The sequence below is a fragment of the Aquibium pacificum genome (assembly GCF_040839445.1).
In the GTDB taxonomy this organism is placed as follows: domain Bacteria; phylum Pseudomonadota; class Alphaproteobacteria; order Rhizobiales; family Rhizobiaceae; genus Aquibium; species Aquibium pacificus.
This window is the reverse complement of record NZ_JBDPGJ010000001.1, coordinates 352375-366816: the sequence shown is the minus strand read 5'-3', so window position 1 is coordinate 366816 and position 14442 is coordinate 352375. Positions and strand designations below refer to the sequence as shown.

The following is a 14442-nucleotide window of genomic DNA, read 5'->3' as shown; positions in this document are numbered from 1 at the left end:
CCTCCCCGCCGTGCCCGCCCTGAAGCGCCTCATCGAATCGCGCCGGTTTGATCTCGCCATCACCGTCCTCATCATCGTCAACGCCATCACGCTCGGGCTCGAGACCTCACAGGCCGCGATGGCCGAATGGGGACCGATTCTGGTAGTCCTCGACCGTGCGATCCTCGCCGTCTTCGTCGTCGAACTCCTGGCGCGTTTCGCCGTCTACCGCCTCGACTTCTTCCGCGATCCCTGGCGTATCTTCGATCTTGTCGTGGTGGGCATCGCCCTGTTCCCGGCGACCGGCAACCTGTCGGTGCTGCGCGCGCTGCGCATCCTGCGGGTGTTGCGTCTGGTTTCGATGGTGCCGTCGCTGCGCCGCGTCGTTGGCGGCCTGGTCGCCGCCCTGCCGGGGATGGGCTCGATCATGCTCCTCCTGACGCTCGTCTTCTACGTCTTTTCGGTGATGGCCACGAAGCTCTTCGGCGCCACCTTCCCCGACTGGTTCGGCACCATCGCGAAGTCTGCCTACTCGCTGTTCCAGATCATGACGCTGGAAAGCTGGTCGATGGGCATCGTGCGGCCGGTCATGGAGGTCTTCCCCATGGCCTGGCTGTTCTTCATCCCGTTCATCGTCTGCACGACCTTCACCGTGCTCAACCTGTTCATCGGCATCATCGTCTCGGCCATGCAGGAGGAACACGACGCCGAGGCCACGGCCGAGCGCGCCGCGCTGCAGGGCGAACAGGAGATGATTCTCGCCGAGATCAGGGCGCTGCGGGAGGAACTGCGCGCGATGGCGAGCGAGCGGCGGTAGCCCGTCAGCGGAAGTGCTTCGACAGCTTCAGGCCTTGCGCCTGATAGTTGGAGCCGAGATCGGTCCCGTAGAGCGCTTTCGGCTTGGAAAGCATGTGCTCGTAGACCAGCCGGCCGACGATCTGGCCGTGCTCGAGGATGAAGGGCACCTCGTGGCTGCGCACCTCCAGCACGGCTCGGCTGCCCGTGCCGCCGGCTCCGGAATGCCCGAAGCCGGGATCGAAGAACCCGGCGTAGTGCACGCGGAACTCGCCGACGAGCGGATCGTACGGCGTCATCTCGGCGGCGTATCCGGGCGGCACGTGCACCGCCTCGCGCGACACGAGGATGTAGAACTCGTCCGGGTCCAGGATCAGTTCGCGGCTGCCATGCGCGTGCAGCGGCTCCCAGAATTCGAGCACGTCGTGGGCGGCGCGCCTGTCGACGTCGACCAGCGCGGTATGGTGCTTGCCGCGGTAGCCGATCGGCTCCTGCGCCATGCCTTCCAGGTCGATCGACAGCGCGATGCCGCCTCCCGTCACGTTCGGCTGCTCGGACGCAACCAGCACGTCCGTGCGGTGTAGCTCCGCCAGTTCCGGCTCGGAGAGGATCGCGTTGCCCATACGGAACCGGATCTGCGACAGCCGCGAGCCGGTCCTGGCAACGATGGGGAAGGTTCGCGGGCTCACCTCGAGATAGAGGCCGCCCCTGTAGCCGGCCGCGATCTTGTCGAATTCCGGCCCGTGATCGGTCATGACGCGGGTGAAGATATCGAGCCGCCCGGTCGAGCTCTTCGGATTGGCGGAAGCCGCAACGCCGCGAGGCAATGCGAGGCTTTCCAGCAAGGGCACGATGTAGACGCAGCCGGTCTCCAGAACCGCGCCTGCCCGAAGGTCGATCTCGTGGAGCTTCAGCCGGTCGAGCTTTTCGGCGACCCTCTTGCCCGGTCCCGGCAGGAAGCTCGCGCGCACGCGGTAGGCCGTTTCCCCGAGCCTGAGGTCGAGGCTCGCCGGCTGGATCTGGTCGGCGTCGAGGGCACGCGGCGCCGACAGCGCACCGGCTTCGAAGAGGGCCGCGATCTCGTGGTCGGGAAGAATGCCTGTCGTGCGCAAGGTCTTCGCTCCGGTCGGCCCTGATGCGGCCGCGTGGCGCATCGGGCGATTCGACGTTTCATACGGCAACGATTGACGCAAGCCCGCCCCGGGTTTATGGGACCGTTTATCCCGTGGTGATTTGGCCGGTCGGCTTGCAGCCACGTTAAACAAGTCGCTAAAGGGCCGTACGCAAGCCGGCATGCGACTTTCGCGGCCGGTTTTTTTGTGCGTGAGGCAGGACGACGATGAACGAGACGCAGCGGAACTGGAGACCGGCGACGGCGCTGGTGCATGGCGGCACGGCACGGTCGGCCTTTGGCGAGACCTCCGAAGCGATCTTCCTGACACAGGGGTTCGTCTACGAGACGGCGGAAGCGGCCGAAGCCCGTTTCAAGGGCGAGGCGCCCGGCTTCATCTATTCCCGGTATGCCAATCCGACCGTGGATATGTTCGAGAAGCGCATGTGCCTGCTGGAAGGCGCGGAGGATGCCCGCGCCACCGCGTCCGGCATGGCGGCGGTCTCTGCCGCCCTGCTCTGCTCGGTCAGGTCCGGCGATCACGTCGTCGCCGCGCGTGCGCTCTTCGGCTCCTGCCGCTGGGTGATCGAGACCCTGATGCCGCGTTACGGTATCGAGACGACGCTGGTCGACGGCACGAAGATGGAGGAATGGGAGGCCGCGGTGCGGCCGAACACGAAACTCTTCTTCCTGGAAAGCCCCACCAATCCGACGCTGGAGGTGATCGACATCGCCGCGGTCGCGAAGGTCGCCAACGGCATCGGCGCCCGGGTCGTGGTCGACAACGTCTTCGCCACGCCGCTGCAGCAGAAGCCGCTGGAACTCGGCGCGCACGTCGTCGTCTATTCGGCGACGAAGCACATCGACGGGCAGGGCCGCTGCCTCGGCGGCATCGTGCTGTCGGACAAGAAGTGGATCGACGAGAACCTGCACGACTACTTCCGCCATACCGGACCGAGCCTTTCGCCGTTCAATGCCTGGACACTGCTCAAGGGTCTGGAGACGCTGCCGGTTCGCGTGCGGCAACAGACCGAGAGCGCGGCGCGCCTGGCCGGTCACCTCGCCTGCCACCCGGGCATCGCGAAGGTGATCTATCCCGGCCGCAACGACCATCCGCAGGCCGACATCATCGCCCGGCAGATGAAAGGCGGCTCGACGCTGATCTGCTTCGAGGTCAAGGGCGGCAAACAGGGCGCCTTCCGCATGCAGAACGCGCTGGAGACCATCCGCATTTCCAACAATCTCGGCGACGCCAAGAGCCTCATCACCCACCCCGCGACCACCACCCACAAGAACCTGACCGACGAGGCGCGCGCCGAGCTCGGGATCAATCCCGGAACGGTGCGGCTTTCGGTGGGCCTGGAGGACGCGGACGACCTGATCGATGATCTGGACCGGGCGCTGGAGAAGGCGGCGTAGTCAGCCGAAGCTCTTGGCGGCGAGCACGATCCTCGAAACGGCGGTATAGAGGGTCACCGCCGCGAAGGCATATGCGAGCACGGCGAACCAGCCCGGAAAAAGGCAGAACGCGACGAATACCGCGAGCGTCTCCGTCGCCTCCGCCAGTCCCGTGGTGAAGAAGATGGACTTCTCCCCGCGCGCGAGAGTGGAGAGTTTTCGCCGCTCGGCCAGAATGGAGAAGGCGAGGAAGCTCGCCCCGTTGACGTAGAAGCAGGAGATCAGGACGGCGGCGGCGAGTGCGTTGGCTGGCGGATCGGCGACGGCAAAGCCGAGCGGTATCGCACCGTAGAAGAAGAAGTCGAGCACGATGTCGAGGTAGCCGCCGAGATCGGTCTTGCCCCTGATCCTAGCCACCGCTCCGTCGAGCCCGTCTCCAAGCCGGCTCACAAGGATGAGGACGAGACCGATTGCCGTGTACCCGGCGGCGATCGCGGCGGCGGCAGCCATGCCGATGGCGAACGAGGCGAGCGTGACGGCGTTGGCGGATATCCCGGCGGACGCGAGGCCCGCTGCCAGCCGGTCGAGCAGAGGGTCGAGCCTGCGCCTTGCCCAGCCGTCAAGCACGGGAACCCGCCGGAAACGAAGGGCGTTGGAACGACCGTATTTCGGTCACCATTGCGCGAAAATCTCGGCGGTTGACCCGTCGGCGCCGTTCGTTGAAGGTTCCCCCCAGGAAGTCACCCGGAGCTTGTCTCATGTATCGGGCAATAACACGCAACATCGAAGTCAGCGTCGAACCCTTCTATCTCGGCGACCGTTCGGACCCCGACGACAATCACTATGTCTGGGCGTATCGGGTCACGATAGCCAATCACTCGGCCGAACACGTACAATTGCTGTCGCGCTACTGGCACATCACGGATGCCACCGGCCGGGTGGAAGAGGTCAGGGGCGCCGGCGTGGTGGGCGAGCAGCCGCAGCTCGGTCCGGGCGACAGCTATCAGTACACCTCCGGGTGCCCCCTCTCCACCCCGTCGGGGATCATGGTGGGCCGATACACCATGCGGGACACGCAAGGCCAGCGGTTCGATATCGCCATTCCGGCCTTCTCGCTCGACCTTCCCGACGGAATGCGTACCGTGAATTGAGGGCCGCTATTCCCGGTTTCCCGCGAACTCTGCAGGATCGAAGGTGTATTCGGTCGAGCAGAACTCGCAGGTGACGCGGATCTCTCCGTCCTCGATACTTTCGGCGATCTCCTCGTGCGAAAACCCGTCCAGCACGGACCGGATCTTCTCGCGCGAGCAGGAACAGTCGTCCGCGACCGGCACACCGGGGTAGACCACGACGCCATGTTCGTGGAACAGGCGGTAGAGCAGCCGTTCCGCACCGATTGTCGGATCTAGCATTTCGTCGGCTTCGATGGTGGCGAGCAAGGCGAGCACCTCCATCCACGCTCCGTCGATGACGCTCTCGTCGACGTCGCCCTCGTCGCCGTCTCCGCCGGGCAGGTCCGGCAACCGGAGACGTTCCGGCGCTTCGGGCAGGAACTGCGCCAGAACGCCGCCGGCGCGCCAGTGCTGGCTGCCGCCGTCGGCGCCAGGAATGATCTGCCGGGCGACCGACAGGCGTACCTCGGTCGGGATCTGCTCCGACTGGCGGAAATAGGTGCGCGCAACCTCTTCGAGCGAAGCGCCGTCCAGTTGCACGATGCCCTGGTAGCGCTGCGTATGGACGCCCTGGTCGATCGTCATGGCGAGAATGCCCTTGCCGAGCAATTCCGCGGGCGACGTCTGCCGGGCGGCTTCCGCCTCGGCGAGCCGCTCTGCATCGTAGCGCGCATAGCCGCGCATCGACCCCGGTGTGGCGAAGTCCGCCACCAGCATGTCTACCGGCCCGTCGGTCTGGGTCTGCAGGATGAACTTGCCGTCGAACTTGACGGAGCTTCCAAGCAGCGCCGTCAGCACGATGCACTCCGCCAGCAGCCTCGCCACGGGCTCGGGGTAGGAATGCCGTCCCAGCATCTGGTCGAGCATCGGGCCGAGCTGGACGGCGCGCCCGCGCATGTCGAGCGGCTCCACTTGGAAGGGTACGACCACGTCGTCGCCGGCGAAACCGAATTCGCCGAGCCTTGGTTCATTGATCAATCGTCTATGCTCCGGAAAGACACCAGGCGAGCACCGCCTTCTGCGCATGGAGCCGGTTTTCCGCCTCGTCGAAGACCACGGACTGCTGTCCGTCGATCACCTCGTCGGTGACCTCTTCACCGCGATGGGCGGGCAGGCAGTGCATGAAGAGCGCGTCCGGCTTGGCGTGGCGCATGAGTTCGGCGTTCACCTGATAAGGTAGAAAGACATTGTGACCGCGTGCCCGATGCTCCTGGCCCATCGAGATCCAGGTGTCCGTCACCACGCAGTCGGCTCCGCTGACGGCGTCAGCGGCATCGTCGAAGAAGCGGATGCGGGCGCCCTCGCCTTTCGCCCAGTCCACGAACCTCGTGTCGGGCTCGCTGCCCCCAGGCACCGCGATGTTCAGGTCGAAACTGAACCGGGCCGCGGCCTCGATCAGAGAATGAAGCACGTTGTTCCCGTCACCCGACCAGGCGAACAGCCTGCCCGCCACGTCTCCGCGATGCTCCTCGTATGTAAGAACGTCGGCCATGATCTGACAAGGGTGCGTCTCGTCGGTCAGTCCGTTGATGACGGGAACGGTCGCATTCTCGGAAAGCTCGATCAGGCGATCGTGCGATGTCGTCCGGATCATGATGATGTCGACGTAGCGCGACAGCACCTTGGCGGTGTCGGCGATGGTCTCGCTGCGGCCAAGCTGCATTTCCGTACCCGTCAGCATGATCGTCTCGCCGCCGAGCTGGCGCATGCCGACGTCGAAGGACACGCGGGTGCGCGTCGACGGCTTATCGAAGATCATGGCCAGCACCTTGCCCTCGAAGGGCTTGCTGCGCTTGCCTGCCTTCACCTCCGCCTTTCGCGCCTTGGCATCCTCAAGCATGGATCGCAGGCTGTCGGTCGAGATCGCCGAGAGATCGGTGAAATGGCGCGGCTTGCCGTTCATCATTATGCCACTTCCGCTCAGTTGCCGCCGGATTTCGAAGCCAGCTTCGACGCCGCGGCACGAATCCGCTCCAGCCCCGTGCGGATTTCCTCGTCCGTCACCGTCAGAGGGGGAAGGAGCCGAACCACGTTGTCGCCGCCCGGCACCGTCAGGAGCTTCTCTTCCCGGAAGGCCATGTTGACGCCGGCATTGGGCATCCGGCACTTGATGCCGAGGATCAGCCCGACGCCGCGGATCTCCTCGATGACCGAAGGGTACTCGTCCGCGATGGCGGCCAGGCCCTGCTTGATCAGCAGGGACTTGCGGCTCACTTCGTCGAGAAATCCCTCTTCGAGCACGACGTCCAGCACGGCGTTACCCACCGCCATCGCCAGCGGGTTTCCGCCGAACGTCGTGCCGTGCACCCCGGCCGTCATGCCGACCGCCGCCTCGTCCGTCGAAAGGCAGGCACCCAGCGGAAAGCCGCCGCCGATCCCCTTGGCGATCGCCATGATGTCGGGTTCCGCCCCGGACCACTCATAGGCGAAGAGCTTGCCGGTGCGGCCGACGCCGCACTGGACCTCGTCGTAGATCAGGAGGAGACCGTTGTCGTCGGCGAGCTTGCGCATCAGCTTGAGCATCTCCGCCGGCACGACGCGGATACCGCCCTCGCCCTGCACCGGCTCGACGAGGATCGCCGCGGTCTCTGCCGTGATCGCCTTCTTCAGCGCCTCCGCATCGCCGAGCGCGACCTGGTCGAAACCTTCGACCTTTGGACCGAAACCTTCGAGATACTTCGGCTGCCCGCCGGCGGCAATGGTGGCCAGTGTCCGGCCATGGAAGGCGCCTTCGAAGGTAATGATGCGGTAGCGTTCGGGATTGCCGTTCACATAATGGTAGCGCCTTGCCGTCTTGATGGCGCATTCCAGCGCTTCCGCACCGGAATTGGTGAAGAACACCTTGTCGGCGAAGCTGTTGGCGACGAGGCGCTCGCCGAGGCGGCGCTGTCCCGGAATTTCGTAGAGGTTCGAGACGTGCCAGAGCTTGCCCGCCTGCTCGGTCAGCGCTTCGACGAGATGCGGATGTCCATGGCCGAGCGAGTTCACCGCGATGCCGGCGGCGAAATCCAGGTATCGCTCGCCCTCGGTCGTGACCAGCCACGATCCCTCGCCGCGATCGAAGGCCAGGGGCGCCCTGGCGAAAGTTTCGTATAGCGCCGAACCGCTCATGCGAGAATGCTCCGGATGGGCCTGTGCGTGCGGAGATTCCCGCCATTCCCATGCATGCGCGGGTCCGCAAACTAAAAAGCCGCCCCCGGGGCGGCCTCTTCGGCCCATATTGGATTTTTTCGCTTGCAAGTCAACGGGAAGCTCCGGCCCCACCGGTGCAGCCGGCAGTCACATGAGCCGGCAAGTTGGGGAAAACCGAAAAAACAGATTCAGCTGACTCAGCGGACTCTTGTCACTGAGTCACCCGGTATTGTAGTTTGCCTTCACGAAATAACTAGATTTCGTGCGGCGGACCAAAAACTCACCCGAGTATCTGTGGCGTCCTCCTGGCGGCAGCCAGGGCGGGTACGGATTCGGATTCCGCCGGACGTGGCACCACCAGGAGCATACGGCATGAACTGGACAGACGAGCGGGTGGAACTCCTCCGAAAACTCTGGGCGGAGGGACTGAGCGCAAGCCAGATCGCGGCACAGCTGGGAGGCGTCAGCCGCAATGCCGTCATCGGCAAGGTCCACCGGCTGAAGCTCTCCAGCCGCGGACGCGCGGCGCCGGCGCAAACGCGCCAGAAGAAGCCGAAGCCCGCCGGAGCGAAGGCACCGAGAGCGGCCTCCTCGCCCCGGTCGATGCCGCAGACGGTCGGCGCCACGGCGCTCAAGGTCGATTACCAGTCAGAACCCGCCATCCGCCCTTCGGCGCGCCCGGTGGAGAGCGTGGTCGTCCCGATCTCGCGTCATCTGAAGCTGGCGGAACTGACCGACAAGACCTGCAAGTGGCCGAACGGCGATCCGCTGACCGAGGAGTTCCATTTCTGCGGCAATGACTCGCTCGATACGGGTCCCTACTGCACATACCACGCCAGGCTCGCGTTCCAGCCGGCATCCGAGCGTCGCAGGCAGCGCTGAACCGCGGCGACCGAGGCGCCTGCGAGCGGACGCCTTACTCTCCGGACAGGACGATCCGGTGGCTCTTGTCCTCCTTGGGCCGATCGAGCGGCATCTGGACGCCTGTGATGATGTAGTGGACGGTTTCCGCGATGTTGGTCGCGTGATCGCCGATGCGCTCGATGTTCTTCGCGCAGAACAGGAGATGGGTACAGGCGGCGATGTTGCGCGGGTCTTCCATCATGTAGGTGAGCAGTTCGCGGAAGAGCGACGTGTACATCGCGTCGATGTCGTCGTCGCGGTCGCGAACGAAGCCGATGCGTTCCACCGAACTCGTCGCATAGCAGTCGAGCACTTCCTTCAACTGGACCAGGGCGAGTTGCGCCAGCGCCTCCAGGCCGCGTGACAGCCGCACCGGCTGCGGCGTCTCCAGGATGGAGAGCACGCGCTTGGCGATGTTCTTGCCGAGGTCTCCAACCCGTTCGAGATCTGACGAGATGCGGATGGCGCCGATGATCTCGCGCAGGTCGTCGGCCATCGGCTGGCGCCGGGCGATGATGACGATCGCCTTGTCGTCGATCTCCCGCTGGCCTTCATCCAGCAGGTCGTCGTCGGCGATTACCTTCCGGGCGAGTGCCGGGTCGTGATGCACGAGCGCCTTGACGGACTCGTCCACCATCCTCTCCGCCAGCCCTCCCATGCTGGCGATGCGACTCGCCAGGAACTTCAGCTCCTGATCGTAGGCGTTCATGATATGCACTGTGGGCATCGGTCCGACTCCGCCGCGAATCATGATTGTATACGGCAGTCACATGACCGAAAGACGAAAACCGGTCCTGCCGGTCAAGAAACGGTCAGGTGGAGGGAAAGTTGACCGTGAAGGTGGCGCCTTCGCCGATCTTCGATTTGATCGTCAGCCGCGCGTTGTGTCTTGTCAGGATGTGCTTGACGATGGCAAGCCCGAGGCCGGTACCTTTCTGGGAGCGGCTCGTCTCGACGTCCACGCGATAGAAGCGCTCGGTGACGCGCGGGATGTGCTCTTCCGCGATGCCCGGACCATGGTCGGTGAAGCTCACCCGCGGTCCGGTCCCGGTTCCCGGCTCCGCGGGGGTGACAGATACGTCGACCTTGCCGCCCGACTGGCCGTACTTGATGGCATTCTCCAGCAGGTTCTCGAAGACCTGGGTGAGTTCGTCGCCGTTGCCTCGCACCTCGACGGGGTCGGACGAAATCTCCTTGGAGATTGCGACGCCGTTGTCCGCCGCGAGATGACGGAGGGAATCGATGACGCTCTCGACCAGTGGCCGGACGTCGATCTTGCCCGGAGCCGGCGCATAGGTCTTCATTTCCAGTCGCGACAGCGAAAGCAGATCGTCGATGAGGCGCGCCATGCGCGCGGTCTGGTTCTGCATGATCTGGAGAAACTGTTCGCGCGCCTTCGGATCGTTTCGCGCGGGTCCCCGCAAGGTGTCGATGAACCCGGCTATGGAAGCCAGCGGCGTGCGCAGTTCGTGGCTGGCATTGGCGATGAAGTCGGCGCGCATGCGGTCGATGCGCCGGATCTCGCTCTGGTCCTTGAAGACCAGCACGTAGAGCCCGCTCCCCTCCCCGACCGCCGTGCCCGCGATGCGGAACCACCGCTCGATCGGCACCCGCTCCACATACTCGCAGATCAGCGGCCCCGCGCCGCCGGCCAGCAGCGTGGCGAGCAGGTCCTGGAATTCCGGCGTTCGAAAGCGAAGGTTGAGGAGCGTTCCTGCATCGAGCTTGCCGAAGGCCGATCGCGCGGCTTCGTTGCGGGTTACCACGATGCCGTGCTGGTCGAAGACGATCATCGGGTCCGGCACGGCTTCCGCGAGCGCCTGCGCCGAAAGGCCCTGGAAACCGAGGGTCGCGGCGGCGTCCGCTTCCGCCCTGGCGCCCCGTGCCGTCTTCCTGCGCGCGAGGGCCGCCACGAGCACCACGAACGCGACGGCGAGCGCGATCCAGGCGAACGAGAGATCACCCGCGTAGCCCAGCGCGACGATCGCCACGGCAGCTGCCACGAGCACCCACCGCGCCTCCGTCAGGCGCCTGCGCACCATCCCGGCCGCGCTCGCTCCTCCCTCCTCCGTTTCGGTCATGGCAATCCTCTGAAGCACGGGGGCCTTGTCCAGGCCTCGTTGTCGGTCGGCGACTGGACGCCGTTGGATACGCTCAATAGCATGGCTCGCCAGCCAACGAGGAGAAGCGGGAATGACGGCTCACAGCCATATGCGGAACCTGCCGGACACCGCGCCGGTGCGCATCACCGTGGCGGGAACCGAACGCGTGTTCGACATCGACGACCCGGTCCTGCCCGACTGGATCAAGGACGCCGCGATGTCGTCCGGCGGGTATCCGCACGGAAAGAAGATGGACAAGGACGAGTACGAGAAGACGCTGGAGCGGCTGCAGATCGAACTCGTCAAGCTCCAGCTGTGGCTCCAGGCGACGGGCGAACGCGTCATGGCGATCTTCGAGGGGCGGGACGCGGCCGGCAAGGGCGGCACCATCTTCGTCCTGCGCCAGTACATGAATCCGCGCAGCGCCCGCAACGTCGCCCTCCCCAAGCCGACCGAACGCGAGCGCGGACAATGGTACTACCAGCGCTACGTCGAGCATTTCCCGACGGCCGGCGAGTTCGTGACCTTCGACCGCTCCTGGTACAACCGCGGCGTTGTCGAACCGGTGATGGGCTTCTGCACCGCGGAGCAATGCGACCGTTTCCTGGAGGAGACGCCGACCTTCGAGCACATGATCGTCAACGACGGCATCCACTTCTTCAAGTTCTGGCTCAACATAGGTCAGGAGATGCAGCTCGAGCGATTCCACGACCGCCGCCACGATCCGCTGAAGATCTGGAAATTCTCGCCGATCGACGTCGCGGGCATGTCCAAATGGGACGAGTACACGCAGGCGCGTGACAGGATGATGAAGCATACGCATACCGACCACGCGCCATGGATCGTCTTGAGGGCAAACGACAAGCGCCGCTCGCGTCTGGCGGCGATCAGGCGGATCCTGAAGACGCTCCCCTATGACGGCCGCGACGACGCGGCGATCGGAGAGGAAGACGAAAAGATCATCCTGAGCGGCGCGGACGTCATCGGCATGTGACCCGCTTCCGCGCCCGCTGAATGCGCACGGGCCGACGTGTCATCCACCTGCTTCGCCGGTCTACTGCTGCGGCGGAACCGCCGGTGCGGCGTTTTTTCCCAATGATGCGGCCGGCGCACCAGCTGCCCGATCGCCCGGTAGGCGGCAACCGACATCAGCAGCCAGTAGGGCACGGTCAGGAGTGCCGTCCTCCAGTAGCCGGCACGCTCCTTGGGCCGCAGGCAGCGCCATCCCAGCAACAGGAACGAGCCGTATCCGGCAGCGATGTTCATCCCGGACAGGCCGAGCAGCCAGCGCTCGGTCGGCAGGAGAGAACCCCAAAGGGCAGACTTTCCGCAAAGCAGTATCGTCGTGCCCCACAGCAGCGGATGCAGCAGCGCCGACGCAATCAGCCCTCCGAACAGGATCTGGAAGATCAGGAAGGATCCGGCGCCGAGATCGCGGTAGAGCCGGATCGGCTGGCGCATGTGGACGAGCCAGGTCTGCATCCAGCCCTTGTACCAGCGCGTCCGCTGCCGGAGCCAAACCATGAGTTCCTCGGGCGCATCCTCCAGGGTCGGAAGCGAGATGGTTCCGGTCCTGTATCCGAAGCGGCGCAGGCGCACGCCGAGATCGGCGTCCTCGGTGACGTTGTGCGGATCCCATCCACCGACGTCGAGCAGGGCTTCGCGGCGGAAATGGTTGGACGTTCCGCCGAGCGGAATGAGCAGGTCGTTCGACGACAGCCATGGGAGAATGCCGCGGAACAGGGCCGCATACTCGAGCCTGAACATGAAGGGCAGGATCCCGTAACCCGCATTGGCAATCGTTAGCGGCGCCTGCACGCAGGCGAGATCATCGCCCTCGTCGCGGAACCGCGCCCATGCCTCGCGAAGCTGCATCGGGTGCGGCCGGTCTTCCGCGTCGTAGAGCGCGATCAGCTCCCCACCCGCGAGCGGCAGGGCGAAGGACAGCGCCTTCGGCTTGGTGCGGGGTTCGCTCGCCGGCACCTTGACGACTTCCACCCAGGGCCGAAGCTTCTGCCTCCCGATCGCCGCCAGCGTGTCCTCGTCGTCGTCCTCGCACACGAGCTTGACCTCCAGCTTGCTGCGCGGCCAGTCGAGCCGGGCGAGCGCCGCCAGGAGGTCCGGAACCACCTCCGCTTCCCTATGGAGCGCGACGAGTACGGTGTAGGTGGGAAGGCCGGCATCGGACGGACGCCCGCCGAAACGCACCTCTTCGCCGATTGCGTCGGAAACGGCGGACGCCAGCCGCAGGCCGATGCAGCCGAGGAAAAGCGTCGACAGGCAGGCATAGACCGACAGGGCGGTGAGGACGGGCGCGAGGAACAGCAGGACGGGTACGGCGATGATCGCCACGCCGACGAGGAACGCCTGCCAGGAATCGGTGATGAACCGGGCCGACATGGCCGGCCAGAGATTGAAGAGCCCGCGGCAGGCCTCCTCGAGAAGGCGACCTCGCACGCGGGCAAGGAGCGCCCCCCGCAGCGTGGCCGGACAGGCGAGCACGAGGCGTGAGGCAAGCCGCGGTCGGCGCGCCAGCAGCGCCTTGAGCGCGACGATGTCGAGTTTCACCGGAGCGATGACCAGGAGCGTCTCGGCGCCTCCGTTCTCCAGCAGGGACATGCTGCTGCCGCGCGGGCTCCTGAGCGCGGCAAGGGCACCGGCCTCTCCCGCGAGCAATCGGTTCGGATCGATCTCGTCCTGCAATGGCAATCCGAGTTCGGCGGCAAGCGCACGATATTGCGCGTCCTCCGGCACGATCCCGGACGACAGCAGTTCGGAATGCAGGCACGTCCGGTTGACCCGGGCGCGCTCGGCAAGACGCATGGCGACGTCGTCGGAAAGTTTGAGCCGGGTCAGGAAACCTTCCCAGCCGTTCAGCAGGCGAAGGCGATCGAGAAGCCGAGCGCCTTCCGACCAGCCGCCGATCCCCGACGGCGGGCCGGCTGCCGGATCGCGCCGGCGGCCATGGTTCGGCGGAAGACCCCCGTCCCCCATCCTGTTCCCCCGAACGGCACTCCGGCGCCCGGCGGAATCGGTGAGCGTCCCTCGCGCTCACCGGTTCCGCCGACGGTTCACGCGGCCATGCGCGACACGCGTTTCAGCCGCCGGATAGTTGCTTCATCCTGCAACGCATTGTGGAACAGGGAAATCTCCCTGTCTATACGGTTGCACAACTCTGCGCTGTCGCCCTTGAGCAGCATCCTCGTCTGCGAAAGGGCGCGTGCGGGCTTCTTTGCCAAGCGGCGTGCCGTCTCGCGTGCCCTCGACTCGGGATCGGCATCCTCGACCAGATCCGAGATGAGGCCGAGCCTCAGCGCCTCGGCCGCGTCCAGGGTCTCCCCCAGGCAGAAGAAGCGGAAGGCTGTGGCGTAGCCGAGCTTTTCGGGGGCAAGCAGGCTGGTTGCGGCATCCGGGACGAGCCCAAGGTCCACGAAGGGAACGCGGAAGGTACTCTTGGGGGAAGCATAGACGAGGTCGCAGTGGAACAGCACAGTGCAGCCCACCCCGATCGCGTCGCCGTCCACGCAGCCGAGCATCGGCTTCGTGAACCTCGCCAAACGCCGGAACATGCCCGAGACGGCCTTGATGAGCGTCTCGTGCTTGGTCGGGTCAAGGAATTCCGAAAGGTCCCCACCCAGGCAGAAACACCCTGAAAGCCCCTTCAGGATGACCACCCGGACCTCATCGTCGGCCTCGGCGCGGTCCAGTTCCCGCGAAAGCCGCTCATAGGCGCTGTGGTCGAGGATCGGGCGGCCGCCGTCGCCCGACAAGGTCAATGCAAGCGTGTGATTGCGAAATTCGGATTCGTGCAGGATCTCCATGGATACTTTCTCCGATGTATTCAGCTTCT

The 14442-nt window shown here is 65.3% G+C and carries 14 protein-coding genes and 1 riboswitch; of the genes, 5 read left to right on the top strand and 9 right to left on the bottom strand.

What is annotated here, in order from left to right:
- Positions 1–10 precede the first annotated feature (10 nt).
- Complete coding sequence (locus tag ABGN05_RS01795) at positions 11–796, top strand: ion transporter (RefSeq protein WP_367952276.1); 786 nt, start codon at positions 11–13, stop codon at positions 794–796.
- A 4-nt stretch (positions 797–800) separates the two neighbouring features.
- Here the strand turns inward: ABGN05_RS01795 and ABGN05_RS01790 are convergent, their stop codons facing one another.
- Positions 801–1928: a 2'-deoxycytidine 5'-triphosphate deaminase gene (locus ABGN05_RS01790; protein WP_367952275.1), complete on the bottom strand. Its 1128-nt coding sequence runs from the start codon at positions 1926–1928 to the stop codon at positions 801–803.
- A 61-nt stretch (positions 1929–1989) separates the two neighbouring features.
- A riboswitch (SAM riboswitch) is annotated at positions 1990–2067 on the top strand.
- A gap of 46 nt (positions 2068–2113) precedes the next feature.
- Here ABGN05_RS01790 and ABGN05_RS01785 point away from each other — a divergent pair.
- On the top strand, positions 2114–3304 hold the full coding sequence (locus ABGN05_RS01785) for an O-succinylhomoserine sulfhydrylase (protein ID WP_367952274.1): 1191 nt from the start codon (positions 2114–2116) through the stop codon (positions 3302–3304).
- On the opposite strand, the gene ABGN05_RS01780 is transcribed toward ABGN05_RS01785, so the two are convergent.
- Positions 3305–3910, bottom strand: a complete 606-nt coding sequence (locus ABGN05_RS01780; protein WP_367952273.1) for a CDP-alcohol phosphatidyltransferase family protein — start codon at positions 3908–3910, stop codon at positions 3305–3307.
- Positions 3911–4041: 131 nt separating this feature from the next.
- Between ABGN05_RS01780 and apaG the strand changes: the two genes are divergently transcribed.
- The gene (gene apaG / locus ABGN05_RS01775; RefSeq protein ID WP_367952272.1) at positions 4042–4434 is read left to right on the top strand and encodes a Co2+/Mg2+ efflux facilitator ApaG/CorD; all 393 of its coding nucleotides are present in this window, start codon (positions 4042–4044) and stop codon (positions 4432–4434) included.
- A 6-nt stretch (positions 4435–4440) separates the two neighbouring features.
- On the opposite strand, the gene ABGN05_RS01770 is transcribed toward apaG, so the two are convergent.
- From ABGN05_RS01770 to ABGN05_RS01760, 3 genes are read right to left on the bottom strand one after another with little or no spacing between them, the layout of a single operon-like run.
- A complete protein-coding gene (locus ABGN05_RS01770) occupies positions 4441–5481 on the bottom strand; it encodes an Hsp33 family molecular chaperone (protein ID WP_367952271.1) in 1041 nt (346 codons plus the stop codon).
- Positions 5438–6358 carry an ornithine carbamoyltransferase gene (argF, locus tag ABGN05_RS01765; RefSeq protein ID WP_367953122.1) on the bottom strand — a complete coding sequence of 307 codons (921 nt, stop codon included), beginning with the start codon at positions 6356–6358 and terminating at the stop codon, positions 5438–5440. Before argF ends, ABGN05_RS01770 begins: the two co-directional genes overlap by 44 nt.
- Before the next feature lie 17 nt (positions 6359–6375).
- Positions 6376–7566 carry an aspartate aminotransferase family protein gene (locus tag ABGN05_RS01760; RefSeq protein ID WP_367952270.1) on the bottom strand — a complete coding sequence of 397 codons (1191 nt, stop codon included), beginning with the start codon at positions 7564–7566 and terminating at the stop codon, positions 6376–6378.
- 393 nt (positions 7567–7959) lie between these two features.
- Between ABGN05_RS01760 and ABGN05_RS01755 the strand changes: the two genes are divergently transcribed.
- A complete protein-coding gene (locus ABGN05_RS01755; RefSeq protein ID WP_367952269.1) occupies positions 7960–8469 on the top strand; it encodes a GcrA family cell cycle regulator in 510 nt (169 codons plus the stop codon).
- A gap of 34 nt (positions 8470–8503) precedes the next feature.
- On the opposite strand, the gene phoU is transcribed toward ABGN05_RS01755, so the two are convergent.
- Positions 8504–9217 (bottom strand): phosphate signaling complex protein PhoU, encoded by a 714-nt coding sequence (gene phoU / locus ABGN05_RS01750; protein WP_367952268.1) that lies wholly within the window; start codon positions 9215–9217, stop codon positions 8504–8506.
- An 85-nt stretch (positions 9218–9302) separates the two neighbouring features.
- On the bottom strand, positions 9303–10571 hold the full coding sequence (locus ABGN05_RS01745; RefSeq protein WP_367952267.1) for an ATP-binding protein: 1269 nt from the start codon (positions 10569–10571) through the stop codon (positions 9303–9305).
- A 130-nt stretch (positions 10572–10701) separates the two neighbouring features.
- On the opposite strand from ABGN05_RS01745, the gene ppk2 reads away from it, so the two are divergent.
- Positions 10702–11586, top strand: coding sequence for a polyphosphate kinase 2 (ppk2, locus tag ABGN05_RS01740; RefSeq protein ID WP_373695888.1), 885 nt, complete (start codon positions 10702–10704; stop codon positions 11584–11586).
- Here ppk2 and ABGN05_RS01735 read toward each other — a convergent pair.
- On the bottom strand, positions 11505–13586 hold the full coding sequence (locus ABGN05_RS01735) for a glycosyltransferase family 2 protein (RefSeq protein WP_367952265.1): 2082 nt from the start codon (positions 13584–13586) through the stop codon (positions 11505–11507). The two genes, ppk2 and ABGN05_RS01735, sit on opposite strands and share 82 nt — an antisense overlap.
- Positions 13587–13663: 77 nt before the next feature.
- On the bottom strand, positions 13664–14413 hold the full coding sequence (locus ABGN05_RS01730; protein ID WP_367952264.1) for an enoyl-CoA hydratase-related protein: 750 nt from the start codon (positions 14411–14413) through the stop codon (positions 13664–13666).
- Between the last annotated feature and the right edge of the window lie 29 nt (positions 14414–14442).

What these genes read in the sequence shown, in the direction of transcription:
- ABGN05_RS01755 (WP_367952269.1), top strand. Translation starts at nt 7,960, where the DNA reads ATGAACTGGACAGACGAGCGGGTGGAACTCCTCCGAAAACTCTGGGCG.
- ppk2 (WP_373695888.1), top strand. Translation starts at nt 10,702, where the DNA reads ATGCGGAACCTGCCGGACACCGCGCCGGTGCGCATCACCGTGGCGGGA.
- ABGN05_RS01790 (WP_367952275.1), bottom strand. Translation starts at nt 1,928, where the DNA reads ATGCGCCACGCGGCCGCATCAGGGCCGACCGGAGCGAAGACCTTGCGC.
- phoU (WP_367952268.1), bottom strand. Translation starts at nt 9,217, where the DNA reads ATGCCCACAGTGCATATCATGAACGCCTACGATCAGGAGCTGAAGTTC.
- apaG (WP_367952272.1), top strand. Translation starts at nt 4,042, where the DNA reads ATGTATCGGGCAATAACACGCAACATCGAAGTCAGCGTCGAACCCTTC.
- ABGN05_RS01730 (WP_367952264.1), bottom strand. Translation starts at nt 14,413, where the DNA reads ATGGAGATCCTGCACGAATCCGAATTTCGCAATCACACGCTTGCATTG.
- ABGN05_RS01735 (WP_367952265.1), bottom strand. Translation starts at nt 13,586, where the DNA reads ATGGGGGACGGGGGTCTTCCGCCGAACCATGGCCGCCGGCGCGATCCG.
- ABGN05_RS01785 (WP_367952274.1), top strand. Translation starts at nt 2,114, where the DNA reads ATGAACGAGACGCAGCGGAACTGGAGACCGGCGACGGCGCTGGTGCAT.
- ABGN05_RS01745 (WP_367952267.1), bottom strand. Translation starts at nt 10,571, where the DNA reads ATGACCGAAACGGAGGAGGGAGGAGCGAGCGCGGCCGGGATGGTGCGC.
- ABGN05_RS01770 (WP_367952271.1), bottom strand. Translation starts at nt 5,481, where the DNA reads ATGCGCAGAAGGCGGTGCTCGCCTGGTGTCTTTCCGGAGCATAGACGA.
- ABGN05_RS01760 (WP_367952270.1), bottom strand. Translation starts at nt 7,566, where the DNA reads ATGAGCGGTTCGGCGCTATACGAAACTTTCGCCAGGGCGCCCCTGGCC.
- argF (WP_367953122.1), bottom strand. Translation starts at nt 6,358, where the DNA reads ATGAACGGCAAGCCGCGCCATTTCACCGATCTCTCGGCGATCTCGACC.